The 16574-nt window shown below is 73.6% G+C and carries 13 protein-coding genes; 10 read left to right on the top strand and 3 right to left on the bottom strand.

Annotated elements, in window-relative coordinates; all coding sequences use genetic code 11:
* Window positions 1-155 precede the first annotated feature (155 nt).
* The 3 genes from GA0070558_RS25705 to GA0070558_RS25695 all read left to right on the top strand — a co-directional run bounded on the left by GA0070558_RS25705 (window position 156) and on the right by GA0070558_RS25695 (window position 4899).
* The gene (locus GA0070558_RS25705; RefSeq protein WP_091284352.1) at window positions 156-1610 is read left to right on the top strand and encodes an arabinofuranosidase catalytic domain-containing protein; all 1455 of its coding nucleotides are present in this window, start codon (window positions 156-158) and stop codon (window positions 1608-1610) included.
* A 50-nt stretch (window positions 1611-1660) separates the two neighbouring features.
* Window positions 1661-3583 carry an alpha-L-fucosidase gene (locus GA0070558_RS25700; RefSeq protein WP_077936976.1) on the top strand — a complete coding sequence of 641 codons (1923 nt, stop codon included), beginning with the start codon at window positions 1661-1663 and terminating at the stop codon, window positions 3581-3583.
* 251 nt (window positions 3584-3834) lie between these two features.
* Window positions 3835-4899: a lytic polysaccharide monooxygenase gene (locus GA0070558_RS25695; RefSeq protein ID WP_439709634.1), complete on the top strand. Its 1065-nt coding sequence runs from the start codon at window positions 3835-3837 to the stop codon at window positions 4897-4899.
* 67 nt (window positions 4900-4966) lie between these two features.
* On the opposite strand, the gene GA0070558_RS25690 is transcribed toward GA0070558_RS25695, so the two are convergent.
* Complete coding sequence (locus tag GA0070558_RS25690; protein WP_091284347.1) at window positions 4967-6346, bottom strand: MBL fold metallo-hydrolase; 1380 nt, start codon at window positions 6344-6346, stop codon at window positions 4967-4969.
* A gap of 255 nt (window positions 6347-6601) precedes the next feature.
* Between GA0070558_RS25690 and GA0070558_RS25685 the strand changes: the two genes are divergently transcribed.
* From GA0070558_RS25685 to GA0070558_RS25665, 5 genes are read left to right on the top strand one after another with little or no spacing between them, the layout of a single operon-like run.
* Window positions 6602-8011, top strand: coding sequence for an MBL fold metallo-hydrolase (locus GA0070558_RS25685; protein ID WP_091284345.1), 1410 nt, complete (start codon window positions 6602-6604; stop codon window positions 8009-8011).
* Window positions 8008-8613, top strand: coding sequence for a rhodanese-like domain-containing protein (locus tag GA0070558_RS25680; protein ID WP_077936982.1), 606 nt, complete (start codon window positions 8008-8010; stop codon window positions 8611-8613). Before GA0070558_RS25685 ends, GA0070558_RS25680 begins: the two co-directional genes overlap by 4 nt.
* Window positions 8610-9560 (top strand): sulfite exporter TauE/SafE family protein, encoded by a 951-nt coding sequence (locus GA0070558_RS25675; RefSeq protein WP_091284342.1) that lies wholly within the window; start codon window positions 8610-8612, stop codon window positions 9558-9560. Before GA0070558_RS25680 ends, GA0070558_RS25675 begins: the two co-directional genes overlap by 4 nt.
* Before the next feature lie 7 nt (window positions 9561-9567).
* Window positions 9568-11226 (top strand): NAD(P)/FAD-dependent oxidoreductase, encoded by a 1659-nt coding sequence (locus tag GA0070558_RS25670; protein ID WP_141722322.1) that lies wholly within the window; start codon window positions 9568-9570, stop codon window positions 11224-11226.
* Window positions 11223-12662 carry an ATP-binding protein gene (locus GA0070558_RS25665; protein WP_218107097.1) on the top strand — a complete coding sequence of 480 codons (1440 nt, stop codon included), beginning with the start codon at window positions 11223-11225 and terminating at the stop codon, window positions 12660-12662. Before GA0070558_RS25670 ends, GA0070558_RS25665 begins: the two co-directional genes overlap by 4 nt.
* Window positions 12663-12947: 285 nt before the next feature.
* Here the strand turns inward: GA0070558_RS25665 and GA0070558_RS25660 are convergent, their stop codons facing one another.
* Complete coding sequence (locus GA0070558_RS25660; protein WP_176734374.1) at window positions 12948-14048, bottom strand: NB-ARC domain-containing protein; 1101 nt, start codon at window positions 14046-14048, stop codon at window positions 12948-12950.
* 232 nt (window positions 14049-14280) lie between these two features.
* Here GA0070558_RS25660 and GA0070558_RS25655 point away from each other — a divergent pair, with 232 nt between their 5' ends.
* Entirely contained in the window at window positions 14281-15306 is a 1026-nt protein-coding gene (locus tag GA0070558_RS25655; RefSeq protein WP_091284338.1) for a trypsin-like serine peptidase, read from the top strand.
* 143 nt (window positions 15307-15449) lie between these two features.
* On the top strand, window positions 15450-15680 hold the full coding sequence (locus tag GA0070558_RS25650; protein ID WP_141722321.1) for a hypothetical protein: 231 nt from the start codon (window positions 15450-15452) through the stop codon (window positions 15678-15680).
* Between the two features lie 25 nt (window positions 15681-15705).
* Here GA0070558_RS25650 and GA0070558_RS25645 read toward each other — a convergent pair whose 3' ends face one another.
* Window positions 15706-16482, bottom strand: coding sequence for a phosphotransferase family protein (locus GA0070558_RS25645; RefSeq protein WP_091284335.1), 777 nt, complete (start codon window positions 16480-16482; stop codon window positions 15706-15708).
* Window positions 16483-16574: the final 92 nt, after the last annotated feature.

Raw genomic sequence — 16574 nt, 5'->3', positions numbered from 1 at the left:
CGCCGGCCACGCCGGCGCCGGGCGGCGAGTCCCCCTCCGGGCCGCGCTGCGCCGGTCACCTACCGCCCCTCGGAGTCCGGGTCCCGACAGGCGGCGCACGGGCCCACCCCGTCCGGGCCCGATCCCTGCATCTCTGTTTGCATCTGGAGGGCTCCATGAAACGTGGCAATGCATGGCGTCGCCTGCCGGGGCTGGTCGCGGCCCTCGCGACGCTGGTCCTGGTCGGCGGCGGCCTGGTCGGCACGCGGTTGGCGACCGCCGCCGCAGCCGGCTGCCAGGTCAGCTACGCGGTCAGCTCGGAGTGGCCGGGCGGCTTCGGCGCGAACGTGACCATCACAGACCTGGGCGACCCGGTCAGCAGCTGGCGGCTGACGTGGAGCTTCGGGGCCGGGCAGACCATCACCCAGCTCTGGAACGGCTCCTACACCCAGTCCGGTGCGCAGGTGACCGTCACCAACGTGTCCTACAACGGCAGCATCCCGACCGGGGGCAGCACCTCGTTCGGCTTCAACGGCGCGTCCAACGGCAGCAACCCCGTGCCCACCTCGTTCGCGCTCAACGGCACGACCTGCACCGGGGGCGTGACGCCGACCACCCCGCCGACGTCGACCCCGCCGCCGACCACTCCACCGCCGACCACCCCGCCGCCGTCGACGCAGCAGCCCTGTGACATCTACGCGGCGGGCGGCACGCCGTGCGTGGCCGCGCACAGCACCACCCGGGCGCTGTACGGCGCGTACAACGGGCCGCTCTACCAGGTGCGGCGCGGGTCGGACAACACCACCCGCGACATCGGCCCGCTCGCGCCCGGCGGGGTCGCCAACGCCGCCGCGCAGGACTCCTTCTGCGCCGGCACCACCTGCCTGATCACCATCATCTACGACCAGTCCGGTCGCGGTAACAAGCTCACCCAGGCCCCGCCCGGTGGGTTCTCCGGCCCCGCCCCGGGCGGCTACGACAACCTCGCCGACGCCACCCTCGCGCCGACCACGGTCGGCGGGCACAAGGCGTACGGCGTCTACGTCGCCCCCGGCACCGGATACCGCAACAACAGCACCAACGGCATCGCCAAGGGTGACCAGCCCGAGGGCATGTACGCCATCCTCGACGGCACGCACTACAACGGCGGCTGCTGCTTCGACTACGGCAACGCCGAGACCAACAGCCGCGACAACGGCAACGGCACCATGGAGGCCATCTACTTCGGCAACAACAAGGTCTGGGGCTACGGCGCCGGCAACGGCCCGTGGATCATGGCCGACCTGGAGAACGGCCTCTTCTCCGGGGTGAACCAGAAGTACAACGCCAACGACCCCAGCATCAGCCACCGCTACCTGACCGCCATCGTCAAGGGTGAGCCGAACCACTGGGCCATCCGGGGCGGCAACGCCCAGTCCGGTGGCCTGTCGACCTTCTACAACGGCGTGCGGCCCAACGTCCCGGGCTACAACCCGATGAAGAAGGAGGGCGCGATCATCCTCGGCATCGGCGGCGACAACAGCCACGGGGCGCGCGGCACCTTCTACGAGGGCGTGATGACCTCCGGCTACCCGTCCGACGCCACCGAGAACGCCGTCCAGGCCAACATCACCGCCGCTGGCTACCGGTGACCCGGTTTCCCCCCATGCCACCCCACCCCCGTCCCTCCAGGAGATCCCTCATGTCCTCGTCATCCCATCGACTGACCCGCCGCGGCCTGCTCATCGCGAGCGGCGCCACCGGCGTCGCCGCCGCCACCGGCCTGCTCGGCGTCCGCAATGCCCTGGCCACCGCCGGGCCGCAGAGCTACACGCCGACCTGGGCGTCGGTCGACCAGCACCCGCCGGCCGCCGAGTGGTTCCAGGACGGCAAGTTCGGCATCTACTACCACTGGGGCGCGTTCGCCGTCCCCGCGTTCGGCAACGAGTGGTACCCGCGCAACATGTACAACAACGGTTCGTACGAGAACAACCACCACAAGAGCGTGTTCGGCGACCCGTCCGCGTGGCCGTACCACAACTTCATCAACGGGGCCCGCGACAAGGCGGGCAACTGGGTGCAGTTCGCGCCGAAGCTCAAGTCCGCCGGCGGCAACTGGGACCCCAACGAGTGGGCGCAGCTGTTCGTCGACGCCGGGGCGAAGTTCGCCGGCCCGGTCGCCGAGCACCACGACGGCTACTCGATGTGGAACAGCAGGGTCAACGAGTGGAACTCCGTGGCGACCGGCCCGAAGCTGGACCTGCTGCGGCTGCACGCCGACGCCATCCGTGCCAAGGGCCTCAAGCTGTTCGTCTCGCTGCACCACCAGTGGAACTTCGGCGGCTACTACCAGTACGTGCCGCAGCAGTCCAGCACCACCCTGCGCAAGCTGTACGGGCAGCTCGACAACGCCACCGAGCAGCAGCTGTGGACCGACAAGCTGCGGGAGGTCATCGACGGCTACCAGCCCGACCTGATCTGGCAGGACCTCTATCTGGGCCGCATCGACGAGGCGCGCCGGCTCGACTTCCTGGCGTACTACTACAACAAGGCCGTCGCGTGGAACAAGGACGTGGTGGTCACCTACAAGGACGGGTTCAACAACCGCGGCGAGGTCTACGACTTCGAGCGCGGCGGCCCGGCGGGCATCCAGACCCCGTACTGGCTGACCGACGACAGCGTCTCCAGCAGCAGCTGGTGCTACACCCAGGGGATCGGCTACTACTCGACCACCGCGCTGCTGCACGCGCTGATCGACCGGGTCAGCAAGAACGGCACGATGGTGCTCAACGTCGCCCCGACGGCCGACGGCGTCATCCCGTCCGGGCAGCAGACCATCCTGCGGGGCATCGGCGACCACCTCAAGCGGTTCGGCGAGTCCATCTACGGCACCCGGGCCTGGTCCGTCTTCGGCGAGGGCCCCACCCAGATGGGCGGCGGGTCGTTCGTCACGCCGCGCGCGGGCACCAACAAGGACATCCGGTTCACCCGCAACAAGAACAACACCGTCCTGTACGCCACCGTCATGGGCTGGCCGGGCAGCACCCTGACCATCACCACGATGACCTCCAGCCGGGTCAACCTGGGCAACCTGACCGGCGTGCAGCTGCTCGGCTCCACCGCCGGCACGTACATCAACCTGCCCCGGCCCACCCAGGACGGGGGCGGCCTGCACATCACCATGCCGTCGGCGAGCGCGCCGTACAGCGCCCTCGCGTACGTGGTGAAGCTGACCTTCGTCGGCGCGACCCCCACCCCCACCGCGTCGCCGACCGTGGCGCCGACCCCGACGCCGACCGGCACCACCACCCCGCCGCCGGCCGGCCAGGCCACCGCGAAGTACACCGTCACCAACTCCTGGTCCGGTGGCTTCCAGGCCGACGTCACCGTCACCGCCGGGGCGGCACCGATCAACGGCTGGAAGGTGTCCTGGAGCTTCCCCAACGGCCAGGTGATCAACCAGATCTGGAACGGCAGCCACACCCAGAGCGGGTCGAACGTGACGGTCTCCAACGTCGCCTACAACGGCGCGCTCGCCGCGGGGGCGTCCACCACGTTCGGCTTCACCGCGACCTGGAACGGCACCAACAACCCGCCGGCCAGCATCACCTGCACCACCAGCTGACCGTCCGCGCCCGCGCCCGCCGGTGACCGGGCCGCTGCGGCGCGGGGCGTCCGTGCCCCGCGCCGCAGCGACCCGAACTGGTCAAGATTGACTAGTTTCGATGCATGTGGGAGTCTGCCAGGCAGAGCCGCAGCGGGAGCCACGCAAGCAGGCGCGGGAGCGGGCAACTCCCGACCGTCCGGGTGTCGTCGTCCGACCTTTCCCTGGAGGGCTCCGTGTCCCATCTCGTCCGATCACGTCGCATCCCCCTCGTGGCGTGGCTGCTTGCCGTCGGCGCGGCCGCCGCGCTGCTGCTGACCACCGCGCTGGCCAACCCGGCCGCCGCCCACGGCTCCACCGTCGACCCGGCGTCCCGCAACTACGGCTGCTGGGCCCGCTGGGGCAGCGACTTCCAGAACCCGGCCATGGCCACCGAGGACCCGATGTGCTGGCAGGCCTGGCAGTACAACGCGTCGGCCATGTGGAACTGGAACGGCCTGTACCGCGAGGGCGTCGCCGGCAACCACCAGGCCGCCATCCCCGACGGCCAGCTGTGCAGCGCCGGCCACACCGGCGACGGCCGCTACAACTCCCTCGACGCGCTCGGCGCGTGGAAGACCACCAACGTCTCCAACAGCTTCAAGGTCAAGCTGTGGGACCAGGCGAGCCACGGCGCCGACTACATCCGGGTGTACGTCACCAAGCAGGGCTTCAACGCCCTGACCAAGCCGCTGGCGTGGAGTGACCTGGAGCTGGTCGGCCAGATCGGCAACACCCCGGCGTCGCAGTGGCCGACCAAGGAGAGCCAGGGCGTGTCGATCCAGGTCCCGGCGAACGCGCCGGGGCGCACCGGACGGCACATCGTCTACACGATCTGGCAGGCCAGCCACTCGGACCAGTCCTACTACCTGTGCAGCGACGTGAACTTCGGCGGCACGACGACCCCGCCGACCACCCCGCCGCCGACCACCACGCCGACCACGGCTCCGCCCACCACCCCGCCCGCGACGACCCCGCCCGCGACCACGCCGCCGGCCTCCGCCGGTTGCTCGGCCGTCTACAAGTCCACCGGGCAGTGGTCCGGCGGCTTCCAGGGCGAGGTCGAGGTGACCGCCGGCAGCAGCCCGATCCGGGGCTGGACGGTCACCTGGACGTGGTCCGGCGGGCAGCAGATCGCCTCCTCCTGGAGTGCCACGGTCACCACCAGCGGGTCGACCGTGACCGCCCGCAACGCCAGCTACAACGGCACGCTGGCGGCCGGGGGGAAGGCCAGCTTCGGCTTCACCGGGTCGGGGGCGGCCAGCACCCCGACGCTGAGCTGCACCGCGACGGCCTGACCGACGGCCGGGCCGCCCCCGATCCCACGTCGGGGGCGGCCCGGCCCGTGGCCGCTGCCGCCGGCGGTCAGACCTGCGCGTACGCGGCCCGCCAGGCGCCGTAGCCGCCGAGCAGGTCGGAGACGTCCCGCCGGCCGGCGCTGCGCAGCAGGCTCGCCGCGACCGAGGAACGGTAACCCCCGGCGCAGTGCACGACCACGGGCCGGTCGGCGGGCACCTCGTCGAGGCGACGGGTCAGCTCGGCCAGCGGGATGTGCAGCGAACCCGCGATGGCCCCCTGCTCCCGCTCCCCGCCGTTGCGGACGTCGAGCACGACCGGCGGCTCGGCGCGGTCGAGCGCGGCGCGCAGCTCCGTCGCCGTGACCCGGCTGGCCCGGCTCGTCTCGGACGCCAGCTCGGCCAGGGTCGCCCCCGCGTCGCGCAGGTGGCCGAGGACCCGGTCGAAGCCGATCCGGGCGAGCCGTACGACCATCTCCTCCTCGCGGCCCTCCGGCGCCACGACGAGCACCGCGCGGTCGGGCGCCACCACGCTGCCGGCGGTCTCGGCGAACCGGCCGTCGGCCGGGATGTTGATCGCCCCGGCGACGTGCCCGGCGGCGAACTCCTGCGGGTCGCGGGCGTCGACGACGACCGCGCCGTCGGCGCGGGCCCCGGCGAACTCGGCGGCGGTGAGCGGGCGGGCCGTGGCGCGGGAGTCGAACAGCTCGTGCGCCCGCCGGTTGAGCACGGCGTCGAACGCGAAGTAGCCCGGCGCGGCCGGCTGGCCGCCGGTGACCAGGGCGAGGAACTGCTCCTGGCTCATCGGCGCGCAGGCGTAGTTGGTGCGGCGCTGCTCGCCGATGGTGGACTGCCGTTCGGTGGAGAGGTTCTTGCCGCAGGCGGAGCCCGCCCCGTGGGCGGGGAAGACCCGCACCTCGTCGGGGAGGCCCATCAACTTGCGCTGCACGCTGTCGTAGAGCATCGCGCCCAGCTCCTCTGCGGTGACGCCGAGGGACGCGAGCAGGTCGGGGCGGCCGACGTCGCCGATGAACAGCGCGTCGCCGGTGAGGACGCCGTGCGGCACCGGGTCGGCGGCGTGCTCGTAGACCAGGACGCTGATCGACTCCGGGGTGTGGCCCGGGGTCTCCATGATTTCCAGGGTGACGTCACCGAGGCTGATCCGCTCGCCGTCGGCGAGCTTGCGGATCGGGTACTCGGTCTCGGCGCGCCGGCCGTAGCCGATCCACGCGCCCGTCGCGGCGGCGACCTCCAGGTGGCCGGCGAGGAAGTCGGCGTGGAAGTGCGTGTTGATCACTCCCTCGATGGTCAGCCCGTGCGCCCGCGCGTCGGCGAGGTATTCGCCGATGTCGCGGCGGGGGTCGACCAGCACGGCCCGGCCGGTGCGCTCGTCGGCGACGAGGTAGGACGCCTGGGACAGGCAGTCGAGGTAGTACTGCGTGAACAACATGGGCCGGTCTCCTCTGCGGTGATGGTCGGCGGTACACCGACTGTAGCGTATACCCCCCGGGGTATATTCCGGGTCGAAGGTCCCGTCCCTTTCCGGGTGGGCCGCTGGCGGATCGCGTACCCCCGGGGGTATGTTCGACCCGGTGGCGCGCGGCCCGCATGGCGACGGCGGGCGCGGGTAGACCGTGGTGCGCCCGGCCTGGGGCGCAGTCCGCCGACAGCATACCCCCAGGGGTATTTGTGGAGGGAGTACGCAATGACGCTCGACGTGTCCGTTGTCGCGACCTCGTCGCTGGGCGACCGCAGCTACCTGGCCTCCGACGGCCGGGTGGCCGTCGTGGTCGACCCGCAGCGCGACGTCGACCGCATCCTGTACCTCGCCGGCACGAAGGGGACACGGATCACCCACGTGGTCGAGACCCACCTGCACAACGACTACGTCTCCGGTGGCCTGGAACTGGCCCGCCTGACCGGCGCGCGATACCTGGTCGCCGCCGCCGACGACGTCCGGTTCGACCGGGACCCGGTCACCGACGGCGACACCGTCGCCATCTCCGACACCCTGCGGCTGCGGGCCGTGGCCACGCCGGGCCACACCTTCCACCACCTGTCGTACGTCCTCGACGAAGCCGCCGCCGGCCGGTGGCGGCCCGTCGGCGTCTTCACCGGCGGCTCCCTGCTGTTCGGCACCACCGGACGCACCGACCTGCTCGGGCGGCGGCACGCCCACGACCTCGCCCACCGCCAGCACGCCTCGGCCCGACGGCTGGCCGACCTGCTCCCCGACGGGACGCAGGTGTGGCCCACCCACGGCTTCGGCAGCTTCTGCTCGGCCAGCCAGGCCGACGCGCCGGACTCCACCATCGGCCGGGAACGGCGGGTCAACCCCGTGCTGCGGCTCGCCGCCGACGACTTCGTCACCGAGACCCTCGCCGGGCTGGACGCCTACCCCGCCTACTACGCCCACATGGGCGTGGCCAACGCCGCCGGACCCGCGCCGGTCGACCTCACCCCGGCGGCCCGCGCCGACGCCGCCGAGCTGAGCCACCGGCTCGCCGCCGGGCAGTGGGTGGTCGACCTGCGCCACCGCAAGGCGTACGCCGCGTCGCACCTCGCCGGCACGGTCGCCCTCGGCCTCGACGGGCCGATGTCGACCTGGCTCGGCTGGCTGATCGACTGGGGCGCCCCGCTCACCCTGCTCGCCGAGACCCCCGAGCAGGTCGCCGACGCCCAGCGGGAACTGGCGCGCATCGGCATCGACCGGCCCGCCGCCCAGGCCACGGGCGCGCCCGAGCGGTGGGCGGCCCGGCCGGAGCAGCTACGGCAGCTGCCCACGGCCGACTTCCCCGCGCTCGCCGCCGCCCGCGCCGGACACCCGCCCGCCGGCCTGCCCGCGCCGGACGTCCTGCTCGACGTCCGGATGACCAACGAGTGGACCGCCGGCCACCTCGACGGCGCGGTGCACATCCCCCTGCCCGACCTGCCGAACCGCCTCGCCGACGTGCCCGCCGGCACCGTCTGGGTGCACTGCGGCTCCGGCTACCGCGCCACCGCCGCCGCGTCCCTGCTGGCCAACGCCGGCCGGGAGGTCGTCGTCATCGACGACCGGTTCGAGCGGGCCCAGACCCGACCGACCGGGACCGACAACAGGAACGAGGAGACATGAGCACTTCCGAGAACACCCGCCCGGCCACGCTCGACGCCGCCGGCCTCCGCGAGCTGATCGACTCCGGCCGCGCGCCCCGCCTGCTCGACGTGCGTACCCCCGCCGAGTTCGAGACCGCGCACATCCCCGGCGCCTACAACGTCCCGCTCGACCTGTTGCGCGAGCACCGCGAGGAGCTGCGCAACCACCTCGACGAGGACGTCGTGCTGATCTGCCGCTCCGGCGCGCGCGCCACCCAGGCCGGGCAGACCCTCGCCGGGGTCGGGCTGCCCCACCTCAAGGTCCTCGACGGCGGGATGCTGGCCTGGCAGGCCGCCCACGCGCCCGTCCGGCAGGGCGTCCCGCGCTGGGACCTGGAACGGCAGGTCCGCCTCGTCGCCGGCTCGATCGTCCTGGTCGCCGTCCTGGGATCGGTGCTCGTCCCCGGCCTCAAGTGGGTCGCCGCCGCCATCGGCGCGGGCCTCACCGTCGCCGCCCTCACCAACACCTGCGCGATGGGCATGCTGCTGGGCAGGCTGCCCTACAACCGGGGCGCGAGCTGCGACCTCGACACCATCGTCGGCCAGCTCCGCGAGGGCTCGACCGCCGGGCGGCGGTCGTGACCGGCAGCCTGGCCCTGACCGTCGGCCTCGCCGTCCTCATCGGCGTCAGCCTCGGCCTGCTCGGCGGCGGCGGCTCCATCCTCGCCGTGCCGCTGCTCGTCTACGTCGCCGACCTGCCGGCGAAGGAGGCGATCGCCACCTCGCTGCTCGTCGTCGGCGCCACCAGCGCCGTCGGCGTCCTGCCGCACGCCCGCGCGCACCGGGTGCGCTGGCGCACCGGCCTCGTCTTCGGCCTCGCCGGCATGACCGGCGCGTACGCCGGAGGCCGCCTCGCCGCGTACGTCCCGGCCGCCGTCCTGCTCACCGGGTTCGCCCTGATGATGCTCGCCACGGCGGTCGCCATGATCCGGGGGCGGCGCGACGCCGGGGACCGGCCCGTGCCGCACGAGCTTCCCGTGCCGCGGGTGATCCTCGACGGGGTTGTGGTCGGGCTGGTCACCGGCCTGGTCGGGGCGGGTGGCGGCTTCCTGGTGGTGCCCGCGCTGGCGCTGCTCGGTGGCCTGCCGATGCCGGTCGCCGTCGGCACCTCGCTGGTGGTCATCGCCATGAAGTCCTTCGCCGGCCTGGCCGGCTACCTCTCCACCGTCAGCATCGACTGGGGGCTGGCCGCCGCCGTCACCGCCGCCGCCGTGGTCGGCAGCCTCGCCGGAGGCCGGCTCGCCGGGCGCGTCCCCGAGGCGGTGCTGCGCCGGGCGTTCGGGTGGTTCGTGGTGGTGATGGGCGTGTTCGTCCTGGCCCAGCAGCTGCCCGACGGGCTGCGCACCAACCCGGTGCTGTGGATCGCCCTCGGCGTCGCCGTCGCCGCGGCGGTCACCGTCACCGCCACCCACGGCCGCCGGGCCGCCCCGGTGGAGGCACCGCCGCCAGCCGAGGCCGAGGTGGCGCACGCCGGCCCGGGGGCGGCGACGGGCCGTGGGCAGCGGAGCCGTAACGCCGGGGTGGTTTGATGGTCCGATGGCGCACCCGGTGATCCTCTCGATCGACGACGACCCGGCGGTCTCCCGCGCGGTCGCCCGCGACTTCCGCCGCCGCTACGGCGACCGGTACCGGGTGGTGCGCGCCGGCTCCGGCCCGGAGGCCCTCGACACGCTGCGCGAGATCAAGCTGCGCGGCGAGCAGGTGGCGGTGCTGGTCGCCGACTACCGGATGCCCGAGATGAACGGCATCGAGTTCCTCGAGGCCGCGATGGACCTCTTCCCCGCCGCGCGCCGGGTGCTGCTCACCGCGTACGCGGACACCGGCGCGGCGATCGACGCCATCAACCTGGTCGACCTCGACCACTACCTGCTCAAGCCGTGGCACCCGCCGGAGGAGAAGCTCTACCCGGTCGTCGACGCGCTGCTGGAGGCGTGGACGGCCAGCCCGGAGGCCGCCACCACGGAGATCCGGGTGGTCGGGCACCGCTGGTCCGCCCCGTCCTTCGCGGTGCGCGACTTCCTGGCCCGCAACCTGGTGCCGTACCGCTGGTTGCTGGCCGACGAGCCCGAGGGCGGCCGGCTGCTCGCGGCGGCCGGGGCGAGCGCCGCCGACGTGCCGCTGGTCGTCACCGCCGACGGCAAGGCCCTGGTGGCGCCCACGGAGACGGAGCTGGCCGGCCTCGTCGGCCTCAACGTCGTCCCGGCGGCGGACTTCTACGACCTGGTGGTCGTCGGCGGCGGGCCGGCCGGGCTCGGCGCTGCCGTCTACGGGGCGTCGGAGGGGCTGCGCACGGTGCTGGTGGAGCGGCGGGCCACCGGCGGGCAGGCCGGGCAGAGCAGCCGGATCGAGAACTACCTCGGCTTCCCCGACGGCGTGTCCGGGGCGCAGCTCACCGACCGGGCCCGCCGGCAGGCGCTGAAGTTCGGCGCGGAGCTGCTCAGCACCCGGGAGGTCGTCGGCCTGGCGGAGGCCGGCTCGGCGCGGCTGCTGCGCTTCGACGACGGGTCCACCATCGCCGCGCACGCGGTGGTGCTGGCGACCGGCGTGTCGTACCGGATGCTCGACGCCCCCGGCCTGGCCGAGCTCACCGGCCGGGGCGTGTTCTACGGCTCGGCCGCCACCGAGGCGCCGAGCTGCGTCGACCAGGACGTCTACATCGTCGGCGGGGCGAACTCGGCGGGCCAGGCGGCCGTCTACTTCTCCCGGTACGCCGCCCGGGTGCACGTGCTGATCCGGGGCGCGGACCTCACGGCGTCGATGTCGAGCTACCTGATCGACCAGCTCGACCGCATCGACCGCATCACCGTGCACCCGCACACCGAGGTGGTGGCCGGCGCGGGGGAGGAGCACCTGCAACGGCTGACCCTGCGCGACACCCGCACCGGCGAGCGGCGCGACGTCGACGCGTCGTGGCTGTTCGTGTTCATCGGCGCGGAGCCGCGTACCGAATGGTTGGAGGGCGTCGTGGTCCGCGACGAGCGGGGATACGTGGTCACCGGGCCGGACCTGGTGGCCGGTGGCAGCCGGCCGCCCGGCTGGTCGCTGCCCCGCGACCCCTACCACCTGGAGTCCAGCCTGCCCGGCGTGTTCGCGGCCGGCGACGTGCGCGCGGCCTCGGTCAAGCGGGTCGCCTCCGCCGTCGGCGAGGGCGCGATGGCCGTGTCGCTGGTGCACCGCTACCTGGAGGCGCAGTGACCGGCCTGACCCCCGCCGAGGTGCGGACGCTGTTCCTGTTCGAGTCGCTCGACGACCGGCAGGTCGCCTGGTTGGCCGAGCACGGCCGGGTCGAGCACCGCACGGCCGGGGAGGCCGTCTACGCCGAGGGCGAGCCGGCGACCTGCTTCTTCGTGCTGCTCGCCGGCGAGGTGCGGCTGTGCCGGACGATCCACGGCGAGGAGGTGGAGATCCTCCGCACGGCGCAGCGCGGGGTGTACGGCGGGGCCACCCAGGCCTACCTCGACGACCAGCAGATCTACCGCAACGGGATGTGGTCGGTCACCGACGCGGAGTTCTTCGTGCTGCCCGCCGAGACGTTCGCCCACGCGGTGCGATCCTGGTTCCCGATGGCGATGCACCTGCTGGAGGGGCTGTTCATCGGGATGCGGGACACCCAGACGGTCGTCGGGGAGCGGGAGCGGCTGGTGGCCCTGGGCGCCCTGTCGGCGGGGCTGACCCACGAGCTGAACAACCCGGCGAGCGCGGCGGTGCGGGCCGCGTCCGCCCTGCGGGACCGGGTCGCCGGCATGCGGCACAAGCTGGCGATGATCGCCGACGGCCGGCTCGACGGGCGGCGGCTGCACGCCCTCGTGGCGTTGCAGGAGGAGGCGGTCGAGCGGGCGGCGAAGGCGTGTGCGCTGTCGCCCCTGGCCACCAGCGACGCCGAGGACGAGCTGACCGACTGGCTGGACGACCAGGGGATCGCCGCCGGGTGGGAGCTGGCCCCGACGCTGGTCGCCGGCGGGCTGGACGTCGCCTGGCTGGACCGGGTCCGCGCGGAGCTCGGTGCCGACGACCTGGAGCCGGCGGTGCGGTGGCTGACCTACACCGTGGACACCGAGCTGCTCATGCGGGAGATCGCCGACGCGGCCACCCGGGTCTCCAAGCTGGTCGGCGCGGCCAAACAGTATTCCCAGCTCGACCGGGCGCCCTACCAGGTGGTGGACGTGCACGAGCTGCTCGACGCGACGCTGGTGATGTTCAAGGGCAAGCTCCCGCCGGGGGTCCGCCTGGTCCGGGAGTACGCCCCGGCGCTGCCCCCGATCCCCGCGTACGCGGCCGAGCTGAACCAGGTGTGGACCAACCTGATCGACAACGCGCTCGGCGCGATGGGCGACGAGGGCACGCTGACCGTCCGCACCGGCCGGGTCGACGACCAGCTGACCGTCGAGGTGGCCGACACCGGCCCCGGCATCCCGGCGGCGGTGCGCCCGCGCATCTTCGAGCCGTTCTTCACCACGAAACCGGTCGGCGAGGGGACGGGGCTCGGGCTGGACATCTCGTACCGGATCGTGGTCAACAAGCACCACGGGGACATCCGGGTGACGAGCGAGCCCGGCCGGACGGTGTTCCGGGTGCTGCTGCCGATCACCCCCGCCCCCGGCGTGGCCCCGGAGGTCGCCCCAGCGCCGTGACGCGGGCTGGCTGCGGCAGCGTGCCTGGCCTGGCCCGGCCTGGCCCGGCCTGGCTTGGCCCGGCCCGGCCGACGTCGCGTGACACGGCGTGGTTTCCGCTCGCCGGGTGCCGACACCTTCTCCGCCCCCTTTGCTCTGCACCCGCATACGCAACGCCTACGCAGCGCGACGGTCCGCCGGTCGCGGCGTCGTTCGCGTTCGCGTTCGCGTGCAGCCCAGCCGGGTGCTGCGTCCGTGGGTGCAGAGCAAAGGGGGCGTGCGAGGTCGGTTGGGGTCGGAGGAGGGTCACCCAGAGTCAGCCAGCGCCGTCGACCGCTGCACGCACAACCGGGGGTGGTCCACCACCCGTACCGGTGCCAGGGGCGGCCCCGGCAGGGCGGGTGTGGCCAGGGCGGTCGTGCGGTGGGCGGTCATCCGCTCCGCCGCGACCCGCAGGGCCAGCGGCCGACCGCCGCAGCGCCGGACCAGGTCGTAGGCGGACTCGGGGTCGGCGTCGACCCGGTCGCCGATCAGCCCGCGCAGCAGCTCGACGCCCGCCTCCGCGCTCAGCGGACCCAGCTCCAGCCGCCGCGCCCCGTGCCGCACGACCAGCTCGGCCAGGCCGTCCCGGCTGGTCACCAGGACCAGGCAGCCGGGCGAGCCGGGCAGCAGGGGGCGCACCTGCCCGACGGTGCTGGCGTTGTCGAGCAGCACCAGCATCCGGCGTCCCGACATCCGGGTGCGGTAGCGGGCGGCGAGGGCGGCCGGCGACGCGGGCAGGTCGGCGGTGGCGACGCCGAGGGCGTCGAGGAAGGCCGTGAGCACCTCGACCGGTGTCGGCGGCTGCCCGGGGCTCTCGCCGCGCAGGTCGGCGTAGAGCTGGCCGTCGGGGAAGCGGTCGGCGACCCGGTGGGCCCAGTGCACGGCCAGCGCGCTCTTGCCGATCCCGGTCGAGCCGGTGAGCAGCACGGTCATCATCGCCGCCCGGGTGGCGCCCTCGGCGAGCAGGCCGTCGAGCGCGGCGCGGACCGGGCCGCGCCCGGTGAACGGCAGCACGTCCGGCGGCAGCTCGCGGGGGACGGGCGTGGCGTCGGCGGGTGCCCACGGCCGGGCGTGCGGCGCAGGGTCGGCCAGGCTGTCGTCGTGCGACTGGCAGCGGTTGGCCCGACGCCACAACGTGGCGAACTCCTCGACGTCGCCGCCGAGCACCCGGACGATCTCGCCCACCACCTCCCACCGGGCCAGGCGGGGGCGCGTGAAGACCGCGTGGATCGACGTCGGGTTGATGCCCCGGGGCCGCCGCTCGGCGCGGGTGAGCTGTTGCAGCCGGCGCACGCTTGGCTGGCCGGCGGCGAGGTGCAGGGCGTGTAGTCGGTCGTAGAAGTCGGCGAGGGGACCTGCTGGCACGAGAGGGCGGGTGAGCCGGCCCATTGGCGTTCTCCCCACATCTTGGCGCTGGCCCGGAAACCTCCGAGCTTCACCACTGTCCGATGTTGAATCCTTGCGGTCAGTCAGGTCGCGGACACACTGTCAGCGACAGAGTTGACGGCCCCGGGTCCTTCCGTCGCCGTTTCCCGGCCCCGCATGCTGTGCCGAGCGCTTAGACAAGCGCCAATGTGTTTTGGTGGGAGGAGAACGAATGCACTTTCCGGACATCCGGCGGGTGGCCACGGTCACCGCGTCCGCCGCGCTCGTCGCGGCGACGGTGTTGGTGGGCACCGGGCCCGCGCAGGCAGCCCCCGTCGGCGGAGCGTCGGCCACCACGGTGGCGGCGACCACCTCCACCACTGCGGCCCGCAGCGGGCTGACCGCCGCCCAGCAGGCGAGCGACTACTGGACCAAGGAGCGGATGCGCACCGCGATCTCGGCGGACGTGCTGGTCGAGAAGGCGGGAGCCGTGGCCGGCGAGGGCCTGAAGCCGACCGGGCCGGCCCGCTCCGTGCCGCCGGCCGCGCCCACCGTGACGGCCGCCTCCAGCGTCGCGTCGCAGGCCGGTGGGGACATCAGCGCCTACGTCGCCGCGTCCGCCACCGTCGGCAAGGTCTTCTTCTACAACCCCGTGGACGGCAAGAACTACGTCTGCTCGGCCGGTGCCGTGAACAGCGCCTCCAAGCTGCTCGTCATGAGCGCCGGGCACTGCGTGCACGGCGGCAGGGGCGGCCAGTGGATGCAGAACTGGGTCTTCGTGCCGCTCTACAACTACGGCGCCGAGCCGTACGGCCGGTGGTCGGCCAAGTACCTGACCGCGTTCAACGCCTGGATCAACGACAGCAACCTCGACCGGGACGTCTCGTACATCACCGTGTACCCGAACGCGTCGGGCCAGCGGCTGGTCGACCGGGTCGGCGGCAACGGGCTCTCGGTCAACTACAGCTACACCCAGGCCGTCACCATCCTCGCCTACCCGGCGGCGCCGCCGTACGACGGCGGGTGGCAGCAGTACTGCCAGGGCACGACGTACCGGCCCGGCAGCGAGAACAAGATCGCCCTCAACTGCGGGTTCACGGGCGGCTCCAGCGGCTCGGTCTGGCTACGTCTCTACAACGACGTGTACGGCTACGTGAACGGAATCATGAGCACACTGAACAGCGCCGGGGTGAACAAGAGTTCGTACTTCGACACCGCGGTCATGGACGTCTACAACTCGGTCGCGGCCCGCGTCTGAGTCATCCGATCGGGTGATGCCCGCCCCCGGCCCGGACCCGACGGATCCGGCCGGGGGCGGCGCGCGTCCAAAGAGTGTGGTCGTGGCCGGGCGTCGGGTTCCCGGTCCCGCGTCGCCGCGGGGGCGGCGGAGAGGAGTGCGGGATGAGGCAGGGGTGGGGTGCGGCGGTGGCGGTGGCCGTCGCGGTGGTCGTGGTCGCCGTCGTGGTGGCCGGGGTGGCGGCCCGCCGGTCCGGGCCGGGGGAGCGGCCGGCGGCGCCGGCGTCCGTGGGGGACAGCGGCGCGTCGAGCAGCCGGGCGCCGTCCCCGGACGCCTCGTACTGGGACCCGGGCCGGATGGGCAGCGCGGAGCCGGCCCCGATGCCCACGGAGTGACCCGGAACCGTCGGCGGACGCCGGCTCAGGGGCGGGGCAGGCCCCGGCCGAGGTCGGCCAGCTCCCGGTCGAGCAGCTCGACCAGGAGCGCGGACCGGCCCGACGCGTTCTCCCCGGTCATCCCCCGGCTGGGCATTTCCACGATCATCAGCAGGTAGAGGTGCAGCCGGTAGAGGCCGAGCCGCACCCGGGCCGCCGGGTCGAACGCCGCCGGGTGCCCGCCGGCCGCCCGCCAACCGCGCAGGAAGGGGTGGTCCGGCTCGTTCTCGGCCCGCCGGAACAGCAGCGGCGAGACCAGGTCCAGCAGCGGGTCGCCCCACAGGTACCGCTCGCCGTCGACCAGCCCGCACATCCGGTCGCCGGTGATCCGGTGCAGCGCGACGGTGGCGGCGCCGAAGTCGGCGCGGGCCGGACCGGCGTCGACGTCGGCGGTCAGCTCGGCGAGGGGACGCCCGGGCAGCCGGTCGGTGAGCAGCCACTCGCCGCGTTCCGGGTCCCGGCCGTGGTGCAGCACCCGGGGCACGGGCACCTGCGGCGCGTGTGCGGCGACCAGCCGGAAGTAGCGTGCCTCCGCCGCCGCCAGGCCGCGCTCGTAACGCAGCAGGCGGGCCCCGGGCGGCGGCGCGACCTTCAGCACGGCCGCGGCGCCGTCGTCCAGCGTCAGCCACCACACGGTGGCGAAGCCGCCCCCGCCGAGCGGTCCGCAGTCGACCACGCCACGCCCAGGGCCGAGGGAGGCCCGGACGTGCCAGGCCACGTCGTCCCGGGTGAGGGACCGCTGGGTGGGGCTGGGCCCGCTCATTCCGCACCTCCGCGCCGTGTGTGGGGTGGACAGTCCGCCCGGCAGCGAGCCTAGGCAGGGCACCCAGGTGGCCGGGTCCGACCCCGCTGCGG

Origin of the sequence: Micromonospora haikouensis, from assembly GCF_900091595.1 — a bacterium.
Lineage (GTDB): Bacteria > Actinomycetota > Actinomycetes > Mycobacteriales > Micromonosporaceae > Micromonospora > Micromonospora haikouensis.
Note: the sequence above shows the minus strand (reverse complement) of the source record. Positions and strands in the feature narration are given on the sequence as shown.

Excerpts from the sequence above, each read along its gene's own strand:
- GA0070558_RS25705 (WP_091284352.1), top strand. The coding sequence starts at position 156 with ATGAAACGTGGCAATGCATGGCGTCGCCTGCCGGGGCTGGTCGCGGCC.
- GA0070558_RS25700 (WP_077936976.1), top strand. The coding sequence starts at position 1,661 with ATGTCCTCGTCATCCCATCGACTGACCCGCCGCGGCCTGCTCATCGCG.
- GA0070558_RS25690 (WP_091284347.1), bottom strand. The coding sequence starts at position 6,346 with ATGTTGTTCACGCAGTACTACCTCGACTGCCTGTCCCAGGCGTCCTAC.
- GA0070558_RS25685 (WP_091284345.1), top strand. The coding sequence starts at position 6,602 with ATGACGCTCGACGTGTCCGTTGTCGCGACCTCGTCGCTGGGCGACCGC.
- GA0070558_RS25680 (WP_077936982.1), top strand. The coding sequence starts at position 8,008 with ATGAGCACTTCCGAGAACACCCGCCCGGCCACGCTCGACGCCGCCGGC.
- GA0070558_RS25670 (WP_141722322.1), top strand. The coding sequence starts at position 9,568 with ATGGCGCACCCGGTGATCCTCTCGATCGACGACGACCCGGCGGTCTCC.
- GA0070558_RS25655 (WP_091284338.1), top strand. The coding sequence starts at position 14,281 with ATGCACTTTCCGGACATCCGGCGGGTGGCCACGGTCACCGCGTCCGCC.
- GA0070558_RS25650 (WP_141722321.1), top strand. The coding sequence starts at position 15,450 with ATGAGGCAGGGGTGGGGTGCGGCGGTGGCGGTGGCCGTCGCGGTGGTC.
- GA0070558_RS25645 (WP_091284335.1), bottom strand. The coding sequence starts at position 16,482 with ATGAGCGGGCCCAGCCCCACCCAGCGGTCCCTCACCCGGGACGACGTG.